The 17099-nt window shown below is 64.4% G+C and carries 14 protein-coding genes; 5 read left to right on the top strand and 9 right to left on the bottom strand.

The genetic code is table 11. The features are described from left to right. Nucleotide 1: 1 nt before the first annotated feature. Nucleotides 2-1333, bottom strand: coding sequence for an ABC transporter substrate-binding protein (locus tag NKH04_RS01380; RefSeq protein WP_352454682.1), 1332 nt, complete (start codon nt 1331-1333; stop codon nt 2-4). Between the two features lie 212 nt (nt 1334-1545). Beyond that, a complete protein-coding gene (locus NKH04_RS01375) occupies nt 1546-2235 on the bottom strand; it encodes a PIG-L deacetylase family protein (RefSeq protein ID WP_352919293.1) in 690 nt (229 codons plus the stop codon). 27 nt (nt 2236-2262) lie between these two features. Between NKH04_RS01375 and NKH04_RS01370 the strand changes: the two genes are divergently transcribed. The 5 genes from NKH04_RS01370 (at nt 2263) to nhaA (ending at nt 9174) form a co-directional block, all read left to right on the top strand. Beyond that, nucleotides 2263-3153 (top strand): DMT family transporter, encoded by an 891-nt coding sequence (locus NKH04_RS01370; RefSeq protein ID WP_352448474.1) that lies wholly within the window; start codon nt 2263-2265, stop codon nt 3151-3153. Between the two features lie 75 nt (nt 3154-3228). Further along, nucleotides 3229-5847 carry an ATP-dependent helicase HrpB gene (gene hrpB, locus NKH04_RS01365; RefSeq protein WP_353043963.1) on the top strand — a complete coding sequence of 873 codons (2619 nt, stop codon included), beginning with the start codon at nt 3229-3231 and terminating at the stop codon, nt 5845-5847. Nucleotides 5848-5936: 89 nt separating this feature from the next. After that, entirely contained in the window at nt 5937-7262 is a 1326-nt protein-coding gene (locus tag NKH04_RS01360; protein WP_353043962.1) for an ActS/PrrB/RegB family redox-sensitive histidine kinase, read from the top strand. A 63-nt stretch (nt 7263-7325) separates the two neighbouring features. Next, nucleotides 7326-7889: an ActR/PrrA/RegA family redox response regulator transcription factor gene (locus NKH04_RS01355; RefSeq protein ID WP_023676342.1), complete on the top strand. Its 564-nt coding sequence runs from the start codon at nt 7326-7328 to the stop codon at nt 7887-7889. Nucleotides 7890-7980: 91 nt separating this feature from the next. Beyond that, nucleotides 7981-9174 carry a Na+/H+ antiporter NhaA gene (nhaA, locus tag NKH04_RS01350; protein WP_353043961.1) on the top strand — a complete coding sequence of 398 codons (1194 nt, stop codon included), beginning with the start codon at nt 7981-7983 and terminating at the stop codon, nt 9172-9174. A gap of 40 nt (nt 9175-9214) precedes the next feature. On the opposite strand, the gene NKH04_RS01345 is transcribed toward nhaA, so the two are convergent. From NKH04_RS01345 to NKH04_RS01315, 7 genes are all read right to left on the bottom strand, one after another. Further along, nucleotides 9215-10642 carry a gamma-aminobutyraldehyde dehydrogenase gene (locus NKH04_RS01345; protein WP_353043960.1) on the bottom strand — a complete coding sequence of 476 codons (1428 nt, stop codon included), beginning with the start codon at nt 10640-10642 and terminating at the stop codon, nt 9215-9217. A gap of 25 nt (nt 10643-10667) precedes the next feature. After that, nucleotides 10668-11483 (bottom strand): ABC transporter permease, encoded by an 816-nt coding sequence (locus NKH04_RS01340; RefSeq protein ID WP_352469946.1) that lies wholly within the window; start codon nt 11481-11483, stop codon nt 10668-10670. Continuing rightward, the gene (locus NKH04_RS01335) at nt 11473-12423 is read right to left on the bottom strand and encodes an ABC transporter permease (protein ID WP_352540499.1); all 951 of its coding nucleotides are present in this window, start codon (nt 12421-12423) and stop codon (nt 11473-11475) included. The genes NKH04_RS01340 and NKH04_RS01335 overlap by 11 nt, the downstream gene beginning before the upstream one ends. A gap of 14 nt (nt 12424-12437) precedes the next feature. Next, nucleotides 12438-13433, bottom strand: coding sequence for an ABC transporter ATP-binding protein (locus NKH04_RS01330; protein ID WP_353043959.1), 996 nt, complete (start codon nt 13431-13433; stop codon nt 12438-12440). 190 nt (nt 13434-13623) lie between these two features. Next, the gene (locus tag NKH04_RS01325) at nt 13624-14778 is read right to left on the bottom strand and encodes an ABC transporter substrate-binding protein (protein WP_352506953.1); all 1155 of its coding nucleotides are present in this window, start codon (nt 14776-14778) and stop codon (nt 13624-13626) included. A gap of 307 nt (nt 14779-15085) precedes the next feature. Continuing rightward, complete coding sequence (locus tag NKH04_RS01320; RefSeq protein ID WP_023676350.1) at nt 15086-16012, bottom strand: LysR family transcriptional regulator; 927 nt, start codon at nt 16010-16012, stop codon at nt 15086-15088. Nucleotides 16013-16090: 78 nt separating this feature from the next. Then, nucleotides 16091-16867 (bottom strand): DeoR/GlpR family DNA-binding transcription regulator, encoded by a 777-nt coding sequence (locus NKH04_RS01315; protein ID WP_352767217.1) that lies wholly within the window; start codon nt 16865-16867, stop codon nt 16091-16093. Nucleotides 16868-17099 lie beyond the last annotated feature (232 nt).

Raw genomic sequence — 17099 nt, 5'->3', positions numbered from 1 at the left:
GCTACATCTTGCCATCGTCCTGGAAGACCTCGGTCCAGTCCTTGACGAGGCCGTCAAGCGCATCCTTGGCGGAGCCTTGCCCGGCAACGACATAGTCGTGGAAGCGCTTCTGCGATGCCTGCAACAGCGGGGCATAGCTCGGCTCGGCCCAGAAGTCCTTCACGATGGCCATCGAGTCGAGGAAGGTCTGCGCATAGGGCTGGCTGGCCGGGAAGGCCGGGTCCTTGACGACCGCGTTGAGGCAGGAATAGCCGCCGAGCGACCACCATTTGGACTGCACGTCCTTATTGGCGAACCATTTGATGTATTTGAGCGCGGCTTCCTGCTTGTCGGAATAGGAGACCACCGAGATGCCCTGGCCGCCGAGTTGGGCGAACTGGTCCCCGTCCGGACCTTTGGGATTGACGAAATAGCCGATCTTGTCGCCGCCGACATTCTCGTCCTTCTGCAGGCCTGGCCAGGTGAAGGCGAAGTTCATGTGCATCGCCACCTGGCCGGATTTGAAGGCATCGACGCCTTCGCCCATGTAGCTGTTCGAGGCGCCGGGAGGGGTGCAGCAATCGTAGAGGGCTTTGTAGAACTCCAGGCCCTTCACCGATTTATCGGAGTTGACGAAGCCTTCCATCTCGTAGGGCTTTTTCGGGTTTTCGTACTGGAAGCCGAAGCTGTAAAGCACGTCCATGGCGCCCATGGTGATGCCTTCCGAGCCGCGCTCGGTGTAGATCGACGCGCCATAGACGGTCTTGCCGTCGATGTCGCGCTTCTGGAAGAATTCGGCGATCTGCTTCAATTGGTCGAAGGTCGTCGGCGGGCCGAGATCCCAGCCGTACTTTTCCTTGAATTCCTTCTGCAGCTCCGGCTTGGAGAACCAGTCCTTGCGGTAAGTCCAACCGACCACGTCACCCATGGCCGGCAGCGCCCAGTAATTCGGCGAGTTCTTCGGCCATTCCGAATAGCCGACGACGGTCGCCGGCACGAAATCGTCCATGCTGATCTTCTCCTTGTCGAAGAAGTCGTTCAGCTTGACGTAATGGCCGTTCTCGGCGGCACCGCCGATCCACTGGCTGTCGCCGATGATGAGGTCGCACAGCTTGCCGTGCGAATTCAGCTCGTTGAGAAAGCGATCGGCATAGTTGGTCCACGGCACGAATTCGAATTTCATGCCGATGCCGGTTTCCTTGGTGAAGTCCTTGGACAATTCCACAAGCGCGTTGGCCGGGTCCCAGGCTGCCCAGCAAAGCGTCAGATCTTCTGCCTGCGCGACATTCGAAACGGCTGTCGACGCAAAGAGTGTCGATGCCAGTCCCAACGCCAATTTCAAGGTCGATTTCATGCCTTCCTCCCATTTGCGAAACGCGTCCGGATGACGGTTTCAAGAGCCCGCTAAACCCCTCCTCGGGGGCCCAAACACAACGACGCGGCGGCGCACCGGATGTTTAGTAATTTGTTTAGTGATGCAATTTTTACTAAACAAGGCAAGCGAATTCGTTGCTGCACCGCAGCATACTGGACAGGAAAGCAACGTGAGAAGTTGCGGCGACCTGTCTAGGTCACCGTCTTGTTGCTGACGGCCACCGGACGGATCACTGGGGCCGGCGGCAAAAGCGCGCGGATATCGGCGAAGGGGAAGACTGGCTCGAAGCGGAACGCCTCGGCAAACGATCCGGCCGGGCCGTTGCACTGGCCGGCGCGAAAGGCGTTCTGCGTGCGCGCCGCGTCGACGAAACGCTCGGGATCCTGCGACTGGTGCGCCCGGATCGCCTCCGCCTTGAGATCGAAATGCCTGGAGGTGTCGACGTAGTGCGTTGGCGCAAACCCGGTGCCGCCGAACGTGTCGGCATGTAGCACCGGCACCGAGAATGACGCTGCGATGCGCACGCCATCCGACAGCGCGCGGTGGTCGCCATGATAGTCGTTCGGCGCATGCGTTATCACCAGATCCGGCCCTATCTCGCCGATCAGTGCTTTGAGCGCCCCGATCAGCGTGGCATCCGCGACCAGCCCGCCATCGGGAAAGTCGAGGAAGCGCGGCGTCACGCCAAGCAGGCCGGCCGCCGCCGTCGCCTCCTTGCGGCGCGTGCGGGCCAGCGCTGACGGATCGCCGTAGCCGCCCCTGGTGCCATCCGTGGCTATGGCAAAAAAGAGTTCTGCGCCTTGCGCGGCATAGGCCGCCATCGTACCGAACATGAAGATTTCGATGTCGTCCGAATGCGCGCCAAGCGCCAATATCTTCACTCTCATCTCTCCCGGAAATGGAAAAACGTGCCCAACGGAATTCTGCTCGCACTCATCGCCTATGCAAGCTATTCGTGCAGCGACGCCGTTGTCAAAAGCCTGGGCGGGCAGTTCAACGTCTTCGAGATCGGCTTCTTCTCGACATTGTTTGCCGGCTGCTTTCTGCTCTTTGCCAGGCCGGCAGGCGAGCGCTGGCTCGATTTCTGGCGCACCAACCGGCCCTGGGCGGTACAGGCCCGGGCCTGGGCCGGCATCGCCTCGGGCGTGCTCAGCGTCTATGCCTTCACCACCATCCCGCTGGCGGAAGTCTATGCGCTCATCTTTCTGGCGCCGCTGTTCGTCACCATCCTGGCCACGCTGGTCCTCAAGGAGAAGGTCGGCCCGTGGCGGTGGCTGGCGGTGGTCGCCGGCTTTGCCGGGGTCATGCTGGTCGTCAGGCCGGGGTTTCGCGAATTGCATCTTGGTCATCTGGCGGCGTTCATCATCGCCTTCCTGGCCGCCACCAATGTGATCCTGATGCGTTCGCTCGCCGCGCAGGAAAAGCGCACGACGATGCTCGGCGTGCTGATCGGCTACGGCCTGCTCTTCAACGGCGCCGGTGCGGCGGCTACCTCGTTCTCGCTGCCGGATGGCAGGCAATGGGCCTGGCTGGTGCTGGCCGGCGCCTTTACCGCCGGCGGCCAGCTGTTGCATCTGCTGGCGGTCAAATACGCACCGGCCAACCGCATCGCGCCGACGCATTACTCGCAGATCGTCTGGGCGGTGGTTCTGGGTGCGCTGTTTTTCAGGGAATATCCGGATTTTCTGTCGCTAGTCGGATTGGCCGTGGTCGGCGGTTCCGGCCTGCTGACCATGGTGCGCGAGGAGGTGCGGCTCGGCACGGTGCGCTGGAACCCGTTTTCGCGGACCAGGCTTTGAGTCGGCGCCGAGGTTGCGCCGCGACCGCCACCGCTGATATGCGGTTGCTGCCAACTGGCTGCACAGCATAGCACAATGACGACAAAACCCTTGCCGGACCTGCCGGTCTCCGTTGTCTTGCCGGCGCTCAATGAAACGCTGAGCCATGGTAACAGCGCCGTGCTGGTGGCGCCGCCCGGTGCCGGCAAGACGACACTGGTTCCACTGGCGCTGCTCGACGCTGAATGGCTCGGCGCCGGAAAGATCATCCTGCTCGAGCCGCGCCGCCTCGCCGCCCGCGCTGCCGCCCGCCGCATGGCCGAATTGCTCGGCCAAGAGCCCGGCGAAACCGTCGGCTATGCCATGCGCATGGAAAACCGCAGTTCCGCAAAGACCAGGGTTCTCGTCGTCACCGAAGGTGTGCTGTCCCGCATGATCCTCGACGACCCGGAACTGCCTGGTGTCGCGGCGGTGCTATTCGACGAGTTCCACGAACGCTCGCTCGACGGCGATTTCGGGCTGGCGCTGGCGCTTGACGTGCAGGGTGCGCTGAGGCCCGAACTCAGATTGCTGGTGATGTCGGCAACGCTCGACGGCGCGCGTGTCGCAAAATTGCTGTCCGGCGCGCCGGTGATCGAGAGCGCGGGCCGCGCCTTCCCGGTCGACATCCGCTATGACGAGCGGCCGGCCGGCGTCACGATCGAGGACGCCATGGCCAAGGCGATCCGCTCGGCGCTTGCCGGGGAGGAGGGCAGCGTGCTCGCTTTCCTGCCCGGCCAGCGCGAGATCGAGCGCACCGCCGAGCGGCTGGCGGGCAAGGTCGGCGCCGATACCGACATCGTGCCGCTCTATGGTATGCTCGACAACAAGGCGCAGGACGCGGCGATCAAGCCGGCGCCGCTCGGCCGCCGCAAGGTCGTGCTGGCGACGTCGATCGCCGAAACCTCCATCACCATCGACGGCGTCCGCGTCGTCATCGATTCCGGCCTGTCGCGGCTGCCGCGCTATGAACCGGCGAGCGGCCTGACGCGGCTGGAGACGGTGCGTGCTTCCCGCGCTTCCGCCGACCAGCGCGCCGGCCGTGCCGGACGCACGCAGCCGGGCGTCGCCATCCGGTTGTGGCGGGCCGAGCAGACAGCGGCCCTGCCGGCCTTCACGCCGCCGGAAATCCTCGAGGCCGATCTTTCCGGCCTGTTGCTCGATAGCGCAGCGTTCGGCGTCGCCGATCCGACCAGTCTATCCTTCCTCGACCCCCTGCCGGCTCCGGCGCTCACCGAGGCGAGGGTACTGCTACGTGCGCTCGATGCTGTCGATGCGGCAGGACGCCTGACGGATGCCGGTGCCGCGATGCGTAGGCTGGCGCTACCGGTGCGGCTCGCCCATATGGTCGCCGAGGCGGCAAGGACCGGAGAGGCGCTCGAGGCGGCGATGCTCGCCGTATTATTGACCGAGCGTGGCCTTGGCGGCGATGGTGCCGATCTCGAAAGGCGGCTGCTGCGCTTTCGCGCCGAAAGATCGCCGCGCGCCACCGCCGCCCGGCAGCTGGCTGAGAGGCTGGCAAAGCAGGCTTCACCCTTCCCCTCCAGGGGAGGGTCGGCGAGCGAGCCGAGCGCAGCGAGACGAGCGAGACGGGGCGGGGTCGTCGATGGCGTGCCCGAAGCGGCCCCACCCCTATCCGCTACGCGGATCGACGCGCCGGGGCGAGCCACGGGTCTCGCCCGTCCTTCCGACCGCCTCAAGGGGGAGGGCAGCACAGCCGGCGCTCTCCTCATCCACGCCTGGGCGGATCGGGTCGCCAAAGCGCGCGGCGAGCGTGGCCGCTTCGTGCTTGCCAACGGCTCGGGCGCCATGCTCGACGCCTCCGATCCGCTGGCCGGCGAGACCTGGCTCGTCGTCGCCGACCTGCAGGGCAAGGCGCAGAACGCCCGCATCACCGCAGCGGCAGCCATCGATGAGGCCGACATCCGCACTGCGCTGGCGGAAAAGATCGAGACCCGCCGCGAGGTGAGCTTCGACCGCGACAGGCGCGCGGTGCGGGTGCGCGAAACGGTTCGCCTCGGCGCCATCACGCTGTCCGAACGCATGCTGCCGGCGCCGACCGGTGCCGACGCGGATCGCGCCATCCTCGACGCCTTGCGCGAACACGGCCTGTCCCTGTTGCCGTGGAACAGGGAGGCGGAGACGTTGCGGCAGCGGCTCGGCTGGCTGCATCGCGGCCTCGGCGTGCCATGGCCCGATGTCTCCGATGCCGCGCTCCTCGAGCGCCTCGACGACTGGCTGCTGCCGTTCCTTTCCGGCGCGGCATCCTTTGCGGCAATCGATCCCAGCGTGCTTTCGCAAGGCCTGATGACGCTGGTGCCGCACGAATTGCAGCGCAAGATCGACACATTGGCGCCGACCCATTTCGACGCGCCGTCGGGCAGCCGGCTGCCGATCCGCTATGACGGCGAATGGCCGGTGCTGGCGATCCGCGTGCAGGAACTGTTCGGCCTCGACCGGCATCCGGCGATCGCCAACGGCACTGTGCCGCTGACGCTCGAATTGCTGTCGCCGGCGCACCGGCCGATCCAGACGACGCGCGACCTGCCCGGCTTCTGGCGCGGCTCCTGGGCCGATGTGCGGGCAGAGATGCGCGGCCGCTATCCCAGGCATGTCTGGCCGGAGAACCCGCTTCTCGCCGCCGCCACCAGCCGCGCCAAGCCGCGCGGTACCTGATGCTTCCAGACTGTCATCCCGAACCGAGGCCCAGCTTCGACGGTTTTCGGAAAAGACCTCCGGCTGTTTCCCCTCTATAATCACTGGCCATGATAAACATCCTGCACGCACCCGACTTCCAGCAAAGCCAGCGGCTGCGCCTCAACACGCTGATCAGGTTGCGCTGGCTTGCCATCGTCGGCCAGAGCCTGACCGTGCTTGTGGTCGCTTACGGGCTGAAATTTCCGCTACCGGTCGGCATGTGTTTTGCGCTGATCGCCTGTTCGGCCTGGATGAACCTTTTGCTGACTTTCCGCTATCCGGCGGCGCATCGGCTTACCCCGTTCTCGGCCTTCGCCATCCTTACCTTCGACAGCCTGCAGCTTGCCGGCCTGCTCTACATGACCGGCGGCCTTACCAATCCGTTTTCGCTGCTGATGACGGTACCCGTCGTCGTCTCGGCGACGTCGCTGCCGCTGCGGCTGACCGCCATGCTCGGCGCGCTGGTGATCGTGGCGGCGACGCTGCTGGTCTTTTACCACCTGCCGCTGCCCTGGCATGAGAGGGCGCCATTGGCGATGCCGTTCATCTATGTCGCCGGCATGTGGATGGCGGTGTTCTGCTCCATCGCCTTTACCGCGATCTATGCCTTCCGGGTGGCCGAGGAGGCGCGGCTGCTTGCCAACGCGCTTGCCGCCACGGAATTGGTGTTGCAGCGAGAGCAGCATCTCTCTGCCCTCGACGGCCTCGCCGCGGCCGCCGCGCACGAACTCGGCACGCCGCTCGCCACCATCACACTTGTCGCCAAGGAAATGGAGAAGGCGCTTGGCGAAGATCCGAAATACGGCGAGGACGTGAAGCTGCTGCGTTCGCAGAGCGAGCGCTGCCGCGAAATCCTGAAGCGCCTGACCAGCCTGTCCTCCGAGAGCGAGGTGCACCTCTCGCGCCTGCCGCTGACCTCGCTGGTCGAGGAGGTGACGGCGCCGCACCGCGATTTCGGCATTTCGATCAAGCTTCGGCCGGGCGAGCGCATCGGCCCGGAACCGGTGGGCCGGCGCAATCCCGGCGTCATTTATGGCCTCGGCAATCTGGTCGAGAACGCGGTCGACTTCGCCCGCAACAGCGTGACAGTGCGCTGGAACTGGAATGAGGCCGCCGTCAGCTTCTCGATCATCGACGACGGGCCGGGCTTTCCACCGGAGATCATCGACCGAATCGGCGAACCCTATATGTCGACGCGACAAGGCACCGAAGCTGGCGGCGGCCTCGGCCTCGGCCTATTCATCGCCAAAACCTTGCTCGAACGCTCCGGCGCGACGCTCGATTTCCGCAATTCAAGCGAGCCCGGCGAGGGCGCCATCGTGCAGATATCGTGGCCGCGCAGCGTCTTCCTCAATCCCGAGCAGGCTTCGGCCACCATGTTCGACACGGCCTAAATTGGACAATAGCGTTGCGAAACTATATTTGCGTAAAAATCAGGCAGCAGGATTTTCAGCACGATGAGTACTGACGAAACGATTGGCGCAATGGTCGAAGGCGAGGACACCTCGCTGCTGATCGTGGACGACGACAAGCCGTTCCTGACGCGGCTTGCCCGCGCCATGGAAACCAGGGGTTTCGTGGTCGAGACGGCGGAGAGCGTCGAGGAGGCGGTTGCCAAGGCGCGCGCCAATCCGCCGGCCTATGCGGTGGTCGACATGCGGCTGGCCGACGGCAACGGCCTCGACGTCGTCGCCGCGATTCGCGAGAAGCGCGACGACGCCCGCGCCATCATCCTCACCGGCTACGGCAACATCGCCACTGCGGTGACAGCGGTAAAGCTCGGCGCCATCGACTATCTGTCGAAGCCGGCCGATGCCGACGATATTTTTGCCGCCCTGACCCGCACCGCGGGCGAACGCGCAGCGCCGCCAGAAAATCCAATGTCGGCCGATCGCGTGCGCTGGGAACACATCCAGCGCGTCTACGAAATGTGCGACCGCAACGTCTCGGAAACCGCACGCCGCCTGAACATGCATCGCCGCACGCTGCAACGCATCCTCGCCAAGCGCGCGCCGCGCTAAAGGGCTCTCATTACAGGCTTGCCCGGCCAGCGCTGTTTGCGCATCATCGCTTGGCGGTGTCGGACCTTGCCGCTGATACGACGGAGGCGACATGCAGGACGAAAAGCGGCTGGTCTCCATGCTGCGCGAATTCCTCGACAGTGAGGCGGCCGGCGGCCTCATCCTGATGGCTGCGGCGGCCTTGGCCCTGATCGTCGCCAATTCGCCGCTGGGCGAGGCTTATTTCTCCGCCCTCCATGCCTATCTCGGACCGCTCAGCGTCTCGCACTGGATCAATGACGGCCTGATGGCGGTGTTCTTCCTGCTGGTCGGTCTCGAGATCAAGCGCGAAATGCTTGACGGCCAGCTGTCGACCTGGCCGCGCCGCGTGCTGCCCGGCATCGCCGCCGCCGGCGGCATGGCAGCGCCGGCACTGGTCTACGTCGCCATCAACCGCAACAATCCAGCCGCTCTGTCCGGCTGGGCGATCCCAACCGCCACCGATATCGCCTTTGCGCTCGGCGTGCTGTCGCTGCTCGGCAGCCGCGTCCCGGGTTCGCTGAAGATATTCCTCACGGCGCTTGCCATCATCGACGATCTCGGCGCGGTGCTCATCATCGCGGTGTTCTATACCAGCGGCCTCTCGCTCGCCTATCTCGGCGCCGCCTTCGCCGTGATCGCGCTGTTGGTGGTGCTCAACCGCATGCGGGTGCTGACGCTGCTGCCGTACATCTTGCTCGGCATCATTCTGTGGGTTTTGGTGCTCAAATCGGGCGTCCATGCGACGCTCGCCGGCGTCGCGCTGGCCCTCACCATACCGCTGAAGATATCGCCGGGCAGCGGCCATGATCTCGACCATTCGCCGCTGCACCGGCTCGAACACGGCCTGCACAAAGTCGTCGCCTTTTTTGTCATCCCGATTTTCGGCTTTGCCAACGCCGGCGTCTCGCTCGCCGGTCTCAGCGCTGCCGCCCTGGCCGAGCCGCTGACGCTCGGCGTCGCCGCCGGCCTCGTCGCCGGCAAGCTGGTCGGGGTGTTCGGGTCTTCCGCGCTTGCCATCCGGCTTGGCTTCGCCGATCTGCCGGTCAATGCCGGCTGGCTGCACATGGTCGGCATTTCGCTGCTCTGCGGCATCGGCTTCACCATGAGCCTGTTCATCGGCCTGCTCGCCTTCGCCGGCGACGGCGCCCTGCAGGACGCGGTCAAGGTCGGCATCCTCGCTGGCTCCTTCATTGCCGCGCTCCTCGGCGCCGCCGTGCTGCTGGTGGCGCCGGCTGCGGACGGGGCGCAGGAGGCGGAAGAATAGTCGCGCCGTCTCTTTCGGCCTTTCAGGCCACCGTGTCGCGCTACCCGTGCGCGACCATGACGTGGCGGACGGCGGTATAGTCCTCCAGCGCGTAGAGCGACATGTCCTTGCCGTAGCCGGATTGTTTCAACCCGCCATGCGGCATCTCATTGGTCAGCATGAAATGGGTGTTGATCCAGGTGCAGCCATATTGCAGCCGGGCCGCTGTCGCCATGGCCCGCGAAACGTCCTTGGTCCACACCGACGACGCTAGGCCGTAGTCAGAATCATTGGCCCAGTTCACCGCTTCGTCGACTTCGGAAAAGCGGGTGACCGAGACCACCGGACCGAACACTTCGCGGCGCACGATCTCGTCCTCCTGCAGCGCGCCGGCGACGACTGTCGGCTGATAGAAGAAGCCGGAGCCCTCGCCCGGCTTGCCGCCCGTGGTGATCTCGATGTGCTTGAGCTCAGAGGCGCGCTCGACGAAGCTCGAGACGCGGTCGCGCTGGCGACGCGAGATCAGCGGGCCGATCTCGTTTTCGGTATCGTCAGGACGATCATACTTGATGGTCGAGACGGCAGCGGAGAGGTCGGCGACGAGCTTGTCGTAGATCTTCTTGCCGGCGTAGATGCGGCAGGCGGCGGTGCAGTCCTGGCCGGCATTGTAATAGCCGAAGGCGCGCAGGCCGTTGACCACCGCGCCGAGATCGGCGTCGTCGAAGACGATGACCGGCGCCTTGCCGCCGAGTTCGAGATGCGTGCGCTTGACCGATTTGGCGGCAGCCTGCAGCACCTTCTTGCCGGTGGCGACGTCGCCGGTGATCGAGATCATGTTGACTTTCGGGTGGTTGATCAGCGTGTTGCCGACGCTGTCGCCGCGACCGAGCACGACGTTGACGACGCCTTCCGGCAGGATCTCGGCAAGGATTTTCGCCAGCTTCAGCGCGGTCAGTGGCGTCTGTTCCGACGGCTTGAAGACGACGGTGTTGCCGCCGGCAATCGCCGGCGCCAGCTTCCAGGCCATCATCATCAGCGGATAGTTCCACGGCGCGATCGACGCGACAACGCCGATGGCGTCGCGGCGGACCATCGAGGTGTGGCCGGGAATGTATTCGCCGGCGACCTGGCCGGGCATCGAGCGGACCGCGCCGGCAAAGAAGCGGTAGCAGTCGACGATCGCCGGGATCTCGTCATTGAGCACGGCATTGATCGGCTTGCCACAGTTCAGCGCCTCGAGCGCCGCGAAATCCTGTGCAGCAGCCTCGATGCGATCGGCGATCTTCAGGAGATAGCCGGCGCGCTGCGCCGGTGTTGTGCGGGACCAGGTGACGAAGGCTTTTTCGGCAGTAAGCACGGCCGCCTCGATCTGCGCTGGGCTGGCCTCGGGCAGATTGAGGATGGTCGCCCCGGTCTTCGGGTTGAGGATCGGCTCCTCGGTCTCGGTGCCTTTTTCGAATTTAGAGCCGATCAGCATCTGCGTGTCCATGGAAGTCTCTCCCTTGTGAACGAGATCATTTGCCCGAACCGGCGATCTGGTCGCCGTCGCGGGTCAGGTAATAGGCAGCGAGGATGGGGAGCAGCGTCACCAGCACTACCACCATCGCCACGACATTGGTGACCGGACGCTGGCGCGGACGGATCAATTCTTCGAGCATCCAGATCGGCACCGTCTGCTGCTGGCCGGCGGTGAAGGTGGTGACGATGACCTCGTCGAAGGACAGCGCAAAGGCAAGCATGCCGCCGGCCAGCAGCGCGGTTGCGATGTTGGGCAGCACGACATGCCGAAAGGTCTGGAAACCATCGGCGCCGAGATCCATCGACGCCTCGATCATCGAGCCGGACGTGCGGCGGAAGCGGGCGACCGCATTGTTGTAGACGACGACCACGCAGAAAGTGGCGTGGCCGAGCACGATCGTCCAGAACGAGAACGGGATTTCGGCCAGCGCGAAGGCCGAGCGCAGCGCGATGCCGGTGATGATGCCGGGCAGCGCGATCGGCAGGATGACCAGCAGCGAGATGGTTTCGCGGCCGAAGAATTTTGTGCGGGACACGGCAGCGGCGCACAGCGTGCCCAGGACCAGCGCGATGGTAGTCGAGATCGCCGCGACCCGCACAGACAATGACAGCGCCTGCCAGACGTCGGGGCGGTTCCAGGTGACGGCGAACCATTGCGTGGTCAGGCCCGGCGGCGGCCAGACGAAGCTCTTCTCCTCGGTGGTGAAGGCATAGACGAAGATCAGCAGGATCGGCAAATGCAGGAAAAGCAGGCCGCCGGTGGCAGCGAGCTTCAGGCCGATCGGCGCGGATGGGCCACGGTCAGAGCGCATCGAAAGCCCCCATGCGCTTGGCGCCCCAGAGGTAGAAGCCCATGATGACGATGGGCACCACGGTGAAGGCGGCGGCGAGCGGGATATTGCCGGCGGTGCCTTGCTGCGAATAGACGGCCTGGCCGATGAACAGCCGCGAGGTGCCGATGATCTGTGGGATGATGTAGTCGCCGAGCGTCAGCGAGAAGGTGAAGATCGAGCCGGCGACGATGCCGGGCAGCGCCAGCGGGAACAGCACGTTGCCGAAGGTCTGCCCCGGCGAGGCGCCGAGATCGGACGAAGCCTCGACCAAATTGCCCGGCACGCGCTCGAGTGCGGCCTGCACCGGCAGGATCATGAACGGCAGCCAGACATAGACGAAGACGATGAAGGTACCGGTTGAGGAGACCGACAGCGAGTTGCCGCCGACGACCGGCAGCGACAGCCAGGCATCAAGCAGCCACAGAAGATGCAATTTGGCCAGCAGCCAGGTCAGGATGCCTTCCTTGGCGAGAATCAGCTTCCAGGCATAGATCTTGACCAGGTAGCTCGACCACAGCGGCAGCATGACGCCGAGATAAAACAGCGCCTTCCAACGGCCGCGCGCATAGCGCGCCGCATAATAGGCGATGGGAAAGGCGATGACCGCCGCCGCCAGCGTCACCAGCGCCGCCATTGTCACCGTGCGCAGGATAATGTCGAGATTGGCGGCCTGCAGCAGGTCGCCATAGGTCTTCAGCGTGAATTGCCGGTTGATCAGGCCGGAGAACTCGTCGATCGAAAAGAAGCTCTGCAAAAGCAATGCGAAGAGCGAGCCGATATAGACGATGCCGAGCCACAAAACCGGCGGCAGCAGCATGAGGAGCAACAGCAGCTTCGGCTGTCGCCAAAAAATATCCGACACCGCGCCACGCAGGCCGCCGCTTCGCGGCAGGATGGCGGGCGGCGTGGCGCGCGGCATGACGGTGTCGAGGCTCATCCGAACTCGTCCATCAAATGCAAATGCTCGCGCTTGAAGGTGAGCACCACCGCCTCGCCTTCCCCCGGCAGCACAGCACCCGCCGGCACGATGGCATGCAGTCGCAAGCCCTCTGCATCGAGCGCCAGTCTTGTCGTGGCGCCGAGATAGTTGGTCGAGACCAGGCGGGCGGCAACCCCTTCGCCGTTGGCCCGGCCAATACGGATGGATTCGGGCCGCAGGCTGCCCCAGCGATACTGGCCGGCATAGCGCTGGACGAAATCCGGCGGCAGCACGTTGGACGAGCCGACGAAATCGGCGACGAAGCGGGTCTTGGGGCGCTGGTAGATGTCTTCCGGCGTGCCGATCTGCATGATCTTGCCGTCATTGAAGACGGCCACGCGGTCGGCCATCGACAGCGCTTCGCCCTGGTCGTGGGTGACGAACACGAAGGTGATGCCGAGCGCCTTCTGCAGCGATTTCAACTCCTCCTGCATGTTTTCGCGAAGCTTGAGGTCGAGGGCGCCGAGCGGCTCGTCGAGCAACAGCACCTTGGGCTGGTTGACCAGCGCACGGGCGAGCGCGACGCGCTGGCGCTGGCCGCCGGAAAGCTGGCCAGGGCGACGGGCGCCGTAGCCGGGAAGCCGCACCAGCGCCAGCGCTTCTTCCGCCGCCTGTTGCCGCTCCGGTCTGCCGACGCCCTTGACCATCAGCCCATAGGCGACGTTGTCGAGCACGTTGAAATGCGGGAACAGCGCATAATCCTGGAACACGGTGTTGACGTTGCGGCGATAGGGCGGCACGCCCTCGGCGCGTTCGCCGAAGATCGAGATCGAGCCCGCCGTCGGCTGCTCGAAACCGGCGATGAGGCGCAGGCACGTCGTCTTGCCCGAGCCGGAAGGCCCGAGCATGGCAAAGAACTCGCCCGGCACGATGTCGAGATCGACCGCGTCAACGGCACGCACGCTGCCGAAATGGCGAGAGACGTTTTGGAAGGAAACGGCGGAGGTCATGGGGCTGTCCTGATCTGTCAGGCTCATCAAATTTCAGGCGGTAGCGCTGCCTCTTATCCGCCTGCCGGCACCTTCTCCTCGTATAGTGGACGGGGAGAAGGGAGGCGCTCCAACGCTGGCGACCCCCCGGTTCTTCACCGGGAGAGGGTAAGGGTGAGGGGCAGCGCCGAGCTTCGTAGGTGAGGCGAACTCACCGCCCGCCGATGACGCCGATATAGTCCGACACCCAGCGGTAATAGGGCACGCACTGGTCGTTCTGGGTGGCGCATTTCGAGACCGGCGTCTTCCAGAACTTGATCTTGTCGAAATTGTCGTAACCGTTGGTCTTGCAGCCTTCCTCGCCGAGCAGTTCGTTGCCCTTGCAGGCGGCGGGCACCACCGGCAGCGAGCCGAACCAGGCGGAGACGTCGCCCTGCACTTTTGGCGACAGCGAATGCTCCATCCACATGTAGGCGCAGTTTGGGTGGGCAGCATCGGCCTCCATCATCGTGGTATCGGCCCAGCCGGTGACGCCCTCCTCGGGGATAGTCGAGGCGACCGGCTTCTTGGCCGCGATCAGCGTGTTTACCTGGTAGGGCCAAGAACCGGAGGCGACGACGCCTTCGTTCTGGAAATCGTCGACCTGGATGGCGGCGTCGTGCCAATAGCGTCCGACCAGCGTACGCTGGACCCGCAGCAGGTCGAGCGCCGCCTTGTACTGATCCTCGGTCAGTTCGTACGGATCCTTGATGCCGAGCTCCGGCTTGTGAGCCATCAGGTAATTGGCAGCGTCGGCGATGTGGATCGGCCCGTCATAGGCCTGGACGCGGCCCTTGTTCGACTTGCCGTCGGGAAGCTTCATTTCCTCGAAGACCACGTTCCAGCTCTTCGGCGCCTCCTTGAACACTTCGGTGTTGTACATCAGCACGTTAGGCCCCCACTGATAGGGGACGCCGTAATGGACTCCGCCGACGGTGAACCAGGGCGCATCCTTCAGCCGGTCGTCGACCGTCTTCCAGCTCGGTATGAGGTCGGTGTTGATCGGCTGGACGCGCTTGCCGGCGACAAGGCGCAGCGAAGCGTCGCCCGAGGCGGTGACGAGATCGAAGCCGCCCTCGTTCATCAGCGAGACCATCTCATCGGAGGTGTTGGCGGTCTTGACGTTGACCTTGCAGCCGGTTTCCTTCTCGAACGAAGTGACCCAATCATAGGCCTTGTCGGTTTCGCCGCGCTCGATATAGCCCGGCCAGGCGACGATATTGACCTCGCCTTCGCCTTTGCCGAGCTCCTTCACCTGGGCGATGGCCTGGCCGGAGAAGCTCAGCGCGACTGTCAAGGCAGTGCATGATTTCAGCAATGAATTCATCGTCGATCTCCCATTTTTGCATGACCTCGAAACCGGTTTCGGGTTTCGGAAGAAGGTCATGCGCCCGTTCAAAAACGTTGGATGCGCGGCCCTGAAGGGCCGTGCTCCTCGCATCGGCCCGAAAATCGGAAATCGATTTTCGGAAGGCCCGATGCGAAAACTAAAAGTCTTAGAGCGTACTATGTGCGTCCAATTGGACGCACGTCGCGCTCTAACGGCAGCTTTGTTCCCTGACCGAAAAGTGCTGCGAAATTTCCGGTTTCGCAAATTCATTTATCAGAAAGCCGATATCGATTTTTCCGATACGTCAGCGGCCAATCTTCTCGGGCCGTTGGCGCACCATGCGCTGCGACTGGGCAAGTCCGATGAAGTCGCGCGCCGCCTGCGGCAGACCGGAGCCGCGCCGCCAGACCATGCCGACCTGGACGACCGGCAACGATCCCGAAATATCGCGCGATTCGATGCGGTCGCCTTCCAGCGACCATGGCCGGTAGACGAGGTCGGGCAGCAGCGCCACGCCGGCGCCGGTAGCGACGAGGCTGCGCACCGCTTCGACCGAGCGGGTGCGGAAGGCGACATGCGGCTTGGCGCCGATTGCCGTCAGCAGCTTTCCGGTATTCTCCTCGATCTCGTCGACGGTCAGCATGATCAGCGGTTCCGAGGCGATGTCGCCGATGCCGATGATGTCGGCACCGGCCAAGGGGTGGCCGAGCGGCAGCCACAGCCGGTAGGCCGAGACTTCGAGGATTTCGGACTGCAGTGCCGTGCGGTCGCGCAGGTTCGAGGTGACCATGACGGCAATGTCGAGCTTGCCGCCAATTAACAGGTGCTCGAGATAGTCGCCATTGTCCTCGATCGCCGAGACCTCGACACCCGGATAGGCGCGGCGGTAGCGGGCAAGAAGATCGGAAAGCACATAGCCGGCGACCAGCGAGGTGACGCCAAGTTGCAGCCGCCCGCTTGCCGCGGCCTGTTCGCCGAAGAAGGCGCGGCGCGCATCGGAAACGTCGGCCAGGATCTTTCTCGCATGGCGCAGGAACTGGTGGCCTTTGTGGGTGATGTTCAAGCCGCGCGGGTGGCGCTCGAACAGCTCGACGCCGAGATCGTGCTCCAGCTCCTTGATCGCCTCGGTGACCGACGATTGCGAGATCGACAGGTTCTGGGCGGCGCCCGACACCGTGCCCTGCTCGGCGACGGCGATGAAGAACTGCAATTGGCGGATGGTGAAAGCCATGGCCGGACTAAACACGGCAGACGCGGCGCTGGGAAGTGGGTGCTGGAGCAGATCTCCCGACAGAGCTCACGATAGAGCTCAGCCCTCGCTTCCGCCATCGGCAATGCTGAGCCGTGCGCCGGCCTGGGCGAGGGCGGCGCCGATGTCGTGCGGCGGCGGACGGTCGGTCGCGAGTTCGGAAAAGCCGCCGAAGCCGCAGACCTGAACAAGGCCCTGGCGGCCGAATTTGCTATGGTCGGTGACGACAAGCGAACGCTGGCCGCGCGACAGTACCATGCGGGCGAATTCGGCCTCTTCCAGATCATAGTCCATGACGCCGGTTATGGCATCGACCGCACCGGTCGATATCACTGCATGGCTGACGGAAAAGCGGCTGACGAATTCGATGGCCGAGACGCCGAAGGCAGCACCGGAATCGCTGCGCAGCTCGCCGCCGGCCATGTAGACCTTATTGCCGTTGACGGTGGCCAGTGTGCGGGCGATGTCGGAGGAGTTGGTGACGACCGTCAGCCGCCGGTGGCCGAGCAGTTCCCGGGCCAGGAAAGAGGTGGTGGTGCCGGTGTCGAGCATGATCGATTCGCCGTCGCGGATGGTGGCGGCGACCATGCGCGCTATTGCCCGCTTGGCATCGGCGTTCTCGCGCATGCGCCGCTCGAACGGCGCTTCGCCGGCAATCGACGGCAGGCCGACGGCGCCGTGCATCTTGAGGATGGAACCGTCGCTGGTCAGTGGCTTGACGTCGCGGCGTACTGTCTCCAGCGAGACGCCCAGCCGGTCGGCCAGGCTCGCAATGGTCACCGTGCCTTCCTCCTTGAGGAGGCGCAGGATTTCGCCATGCCGCTTCGAGTGGACCATCGGTTCCATCCGGTCGGATTGTTGCACCGCTGACCGCTTCTACGGCATAAATGCCACTAACTCCAAGGAATTTAGCAAAATTCGGGCAAAAAACCAGAAAATACCACAATTTCGCGTTGACAACGCCTCCAGCGTGGCGCGACATTATCGCTGTGACAGGCTCGGAACGGAGGACGACGGCTGAGCCGCACGAAAAATCGCTGCCCGAACGCCCGGGAGATCGTCGGGTGCA

Source organism: Mesorhizobium sp. M1365 (assembly GCF_040317865.1).
In the GTDB taxonomy this organism is placed as follows: Bacteria; Pseudomonadota; Alphaproteobacteria; order Rhizobiales; family Rhizobiaceae; genus Mesorhizobium.
This window is presented reverse-complemented; position numbering and strand designations above follow the sequence as displayed.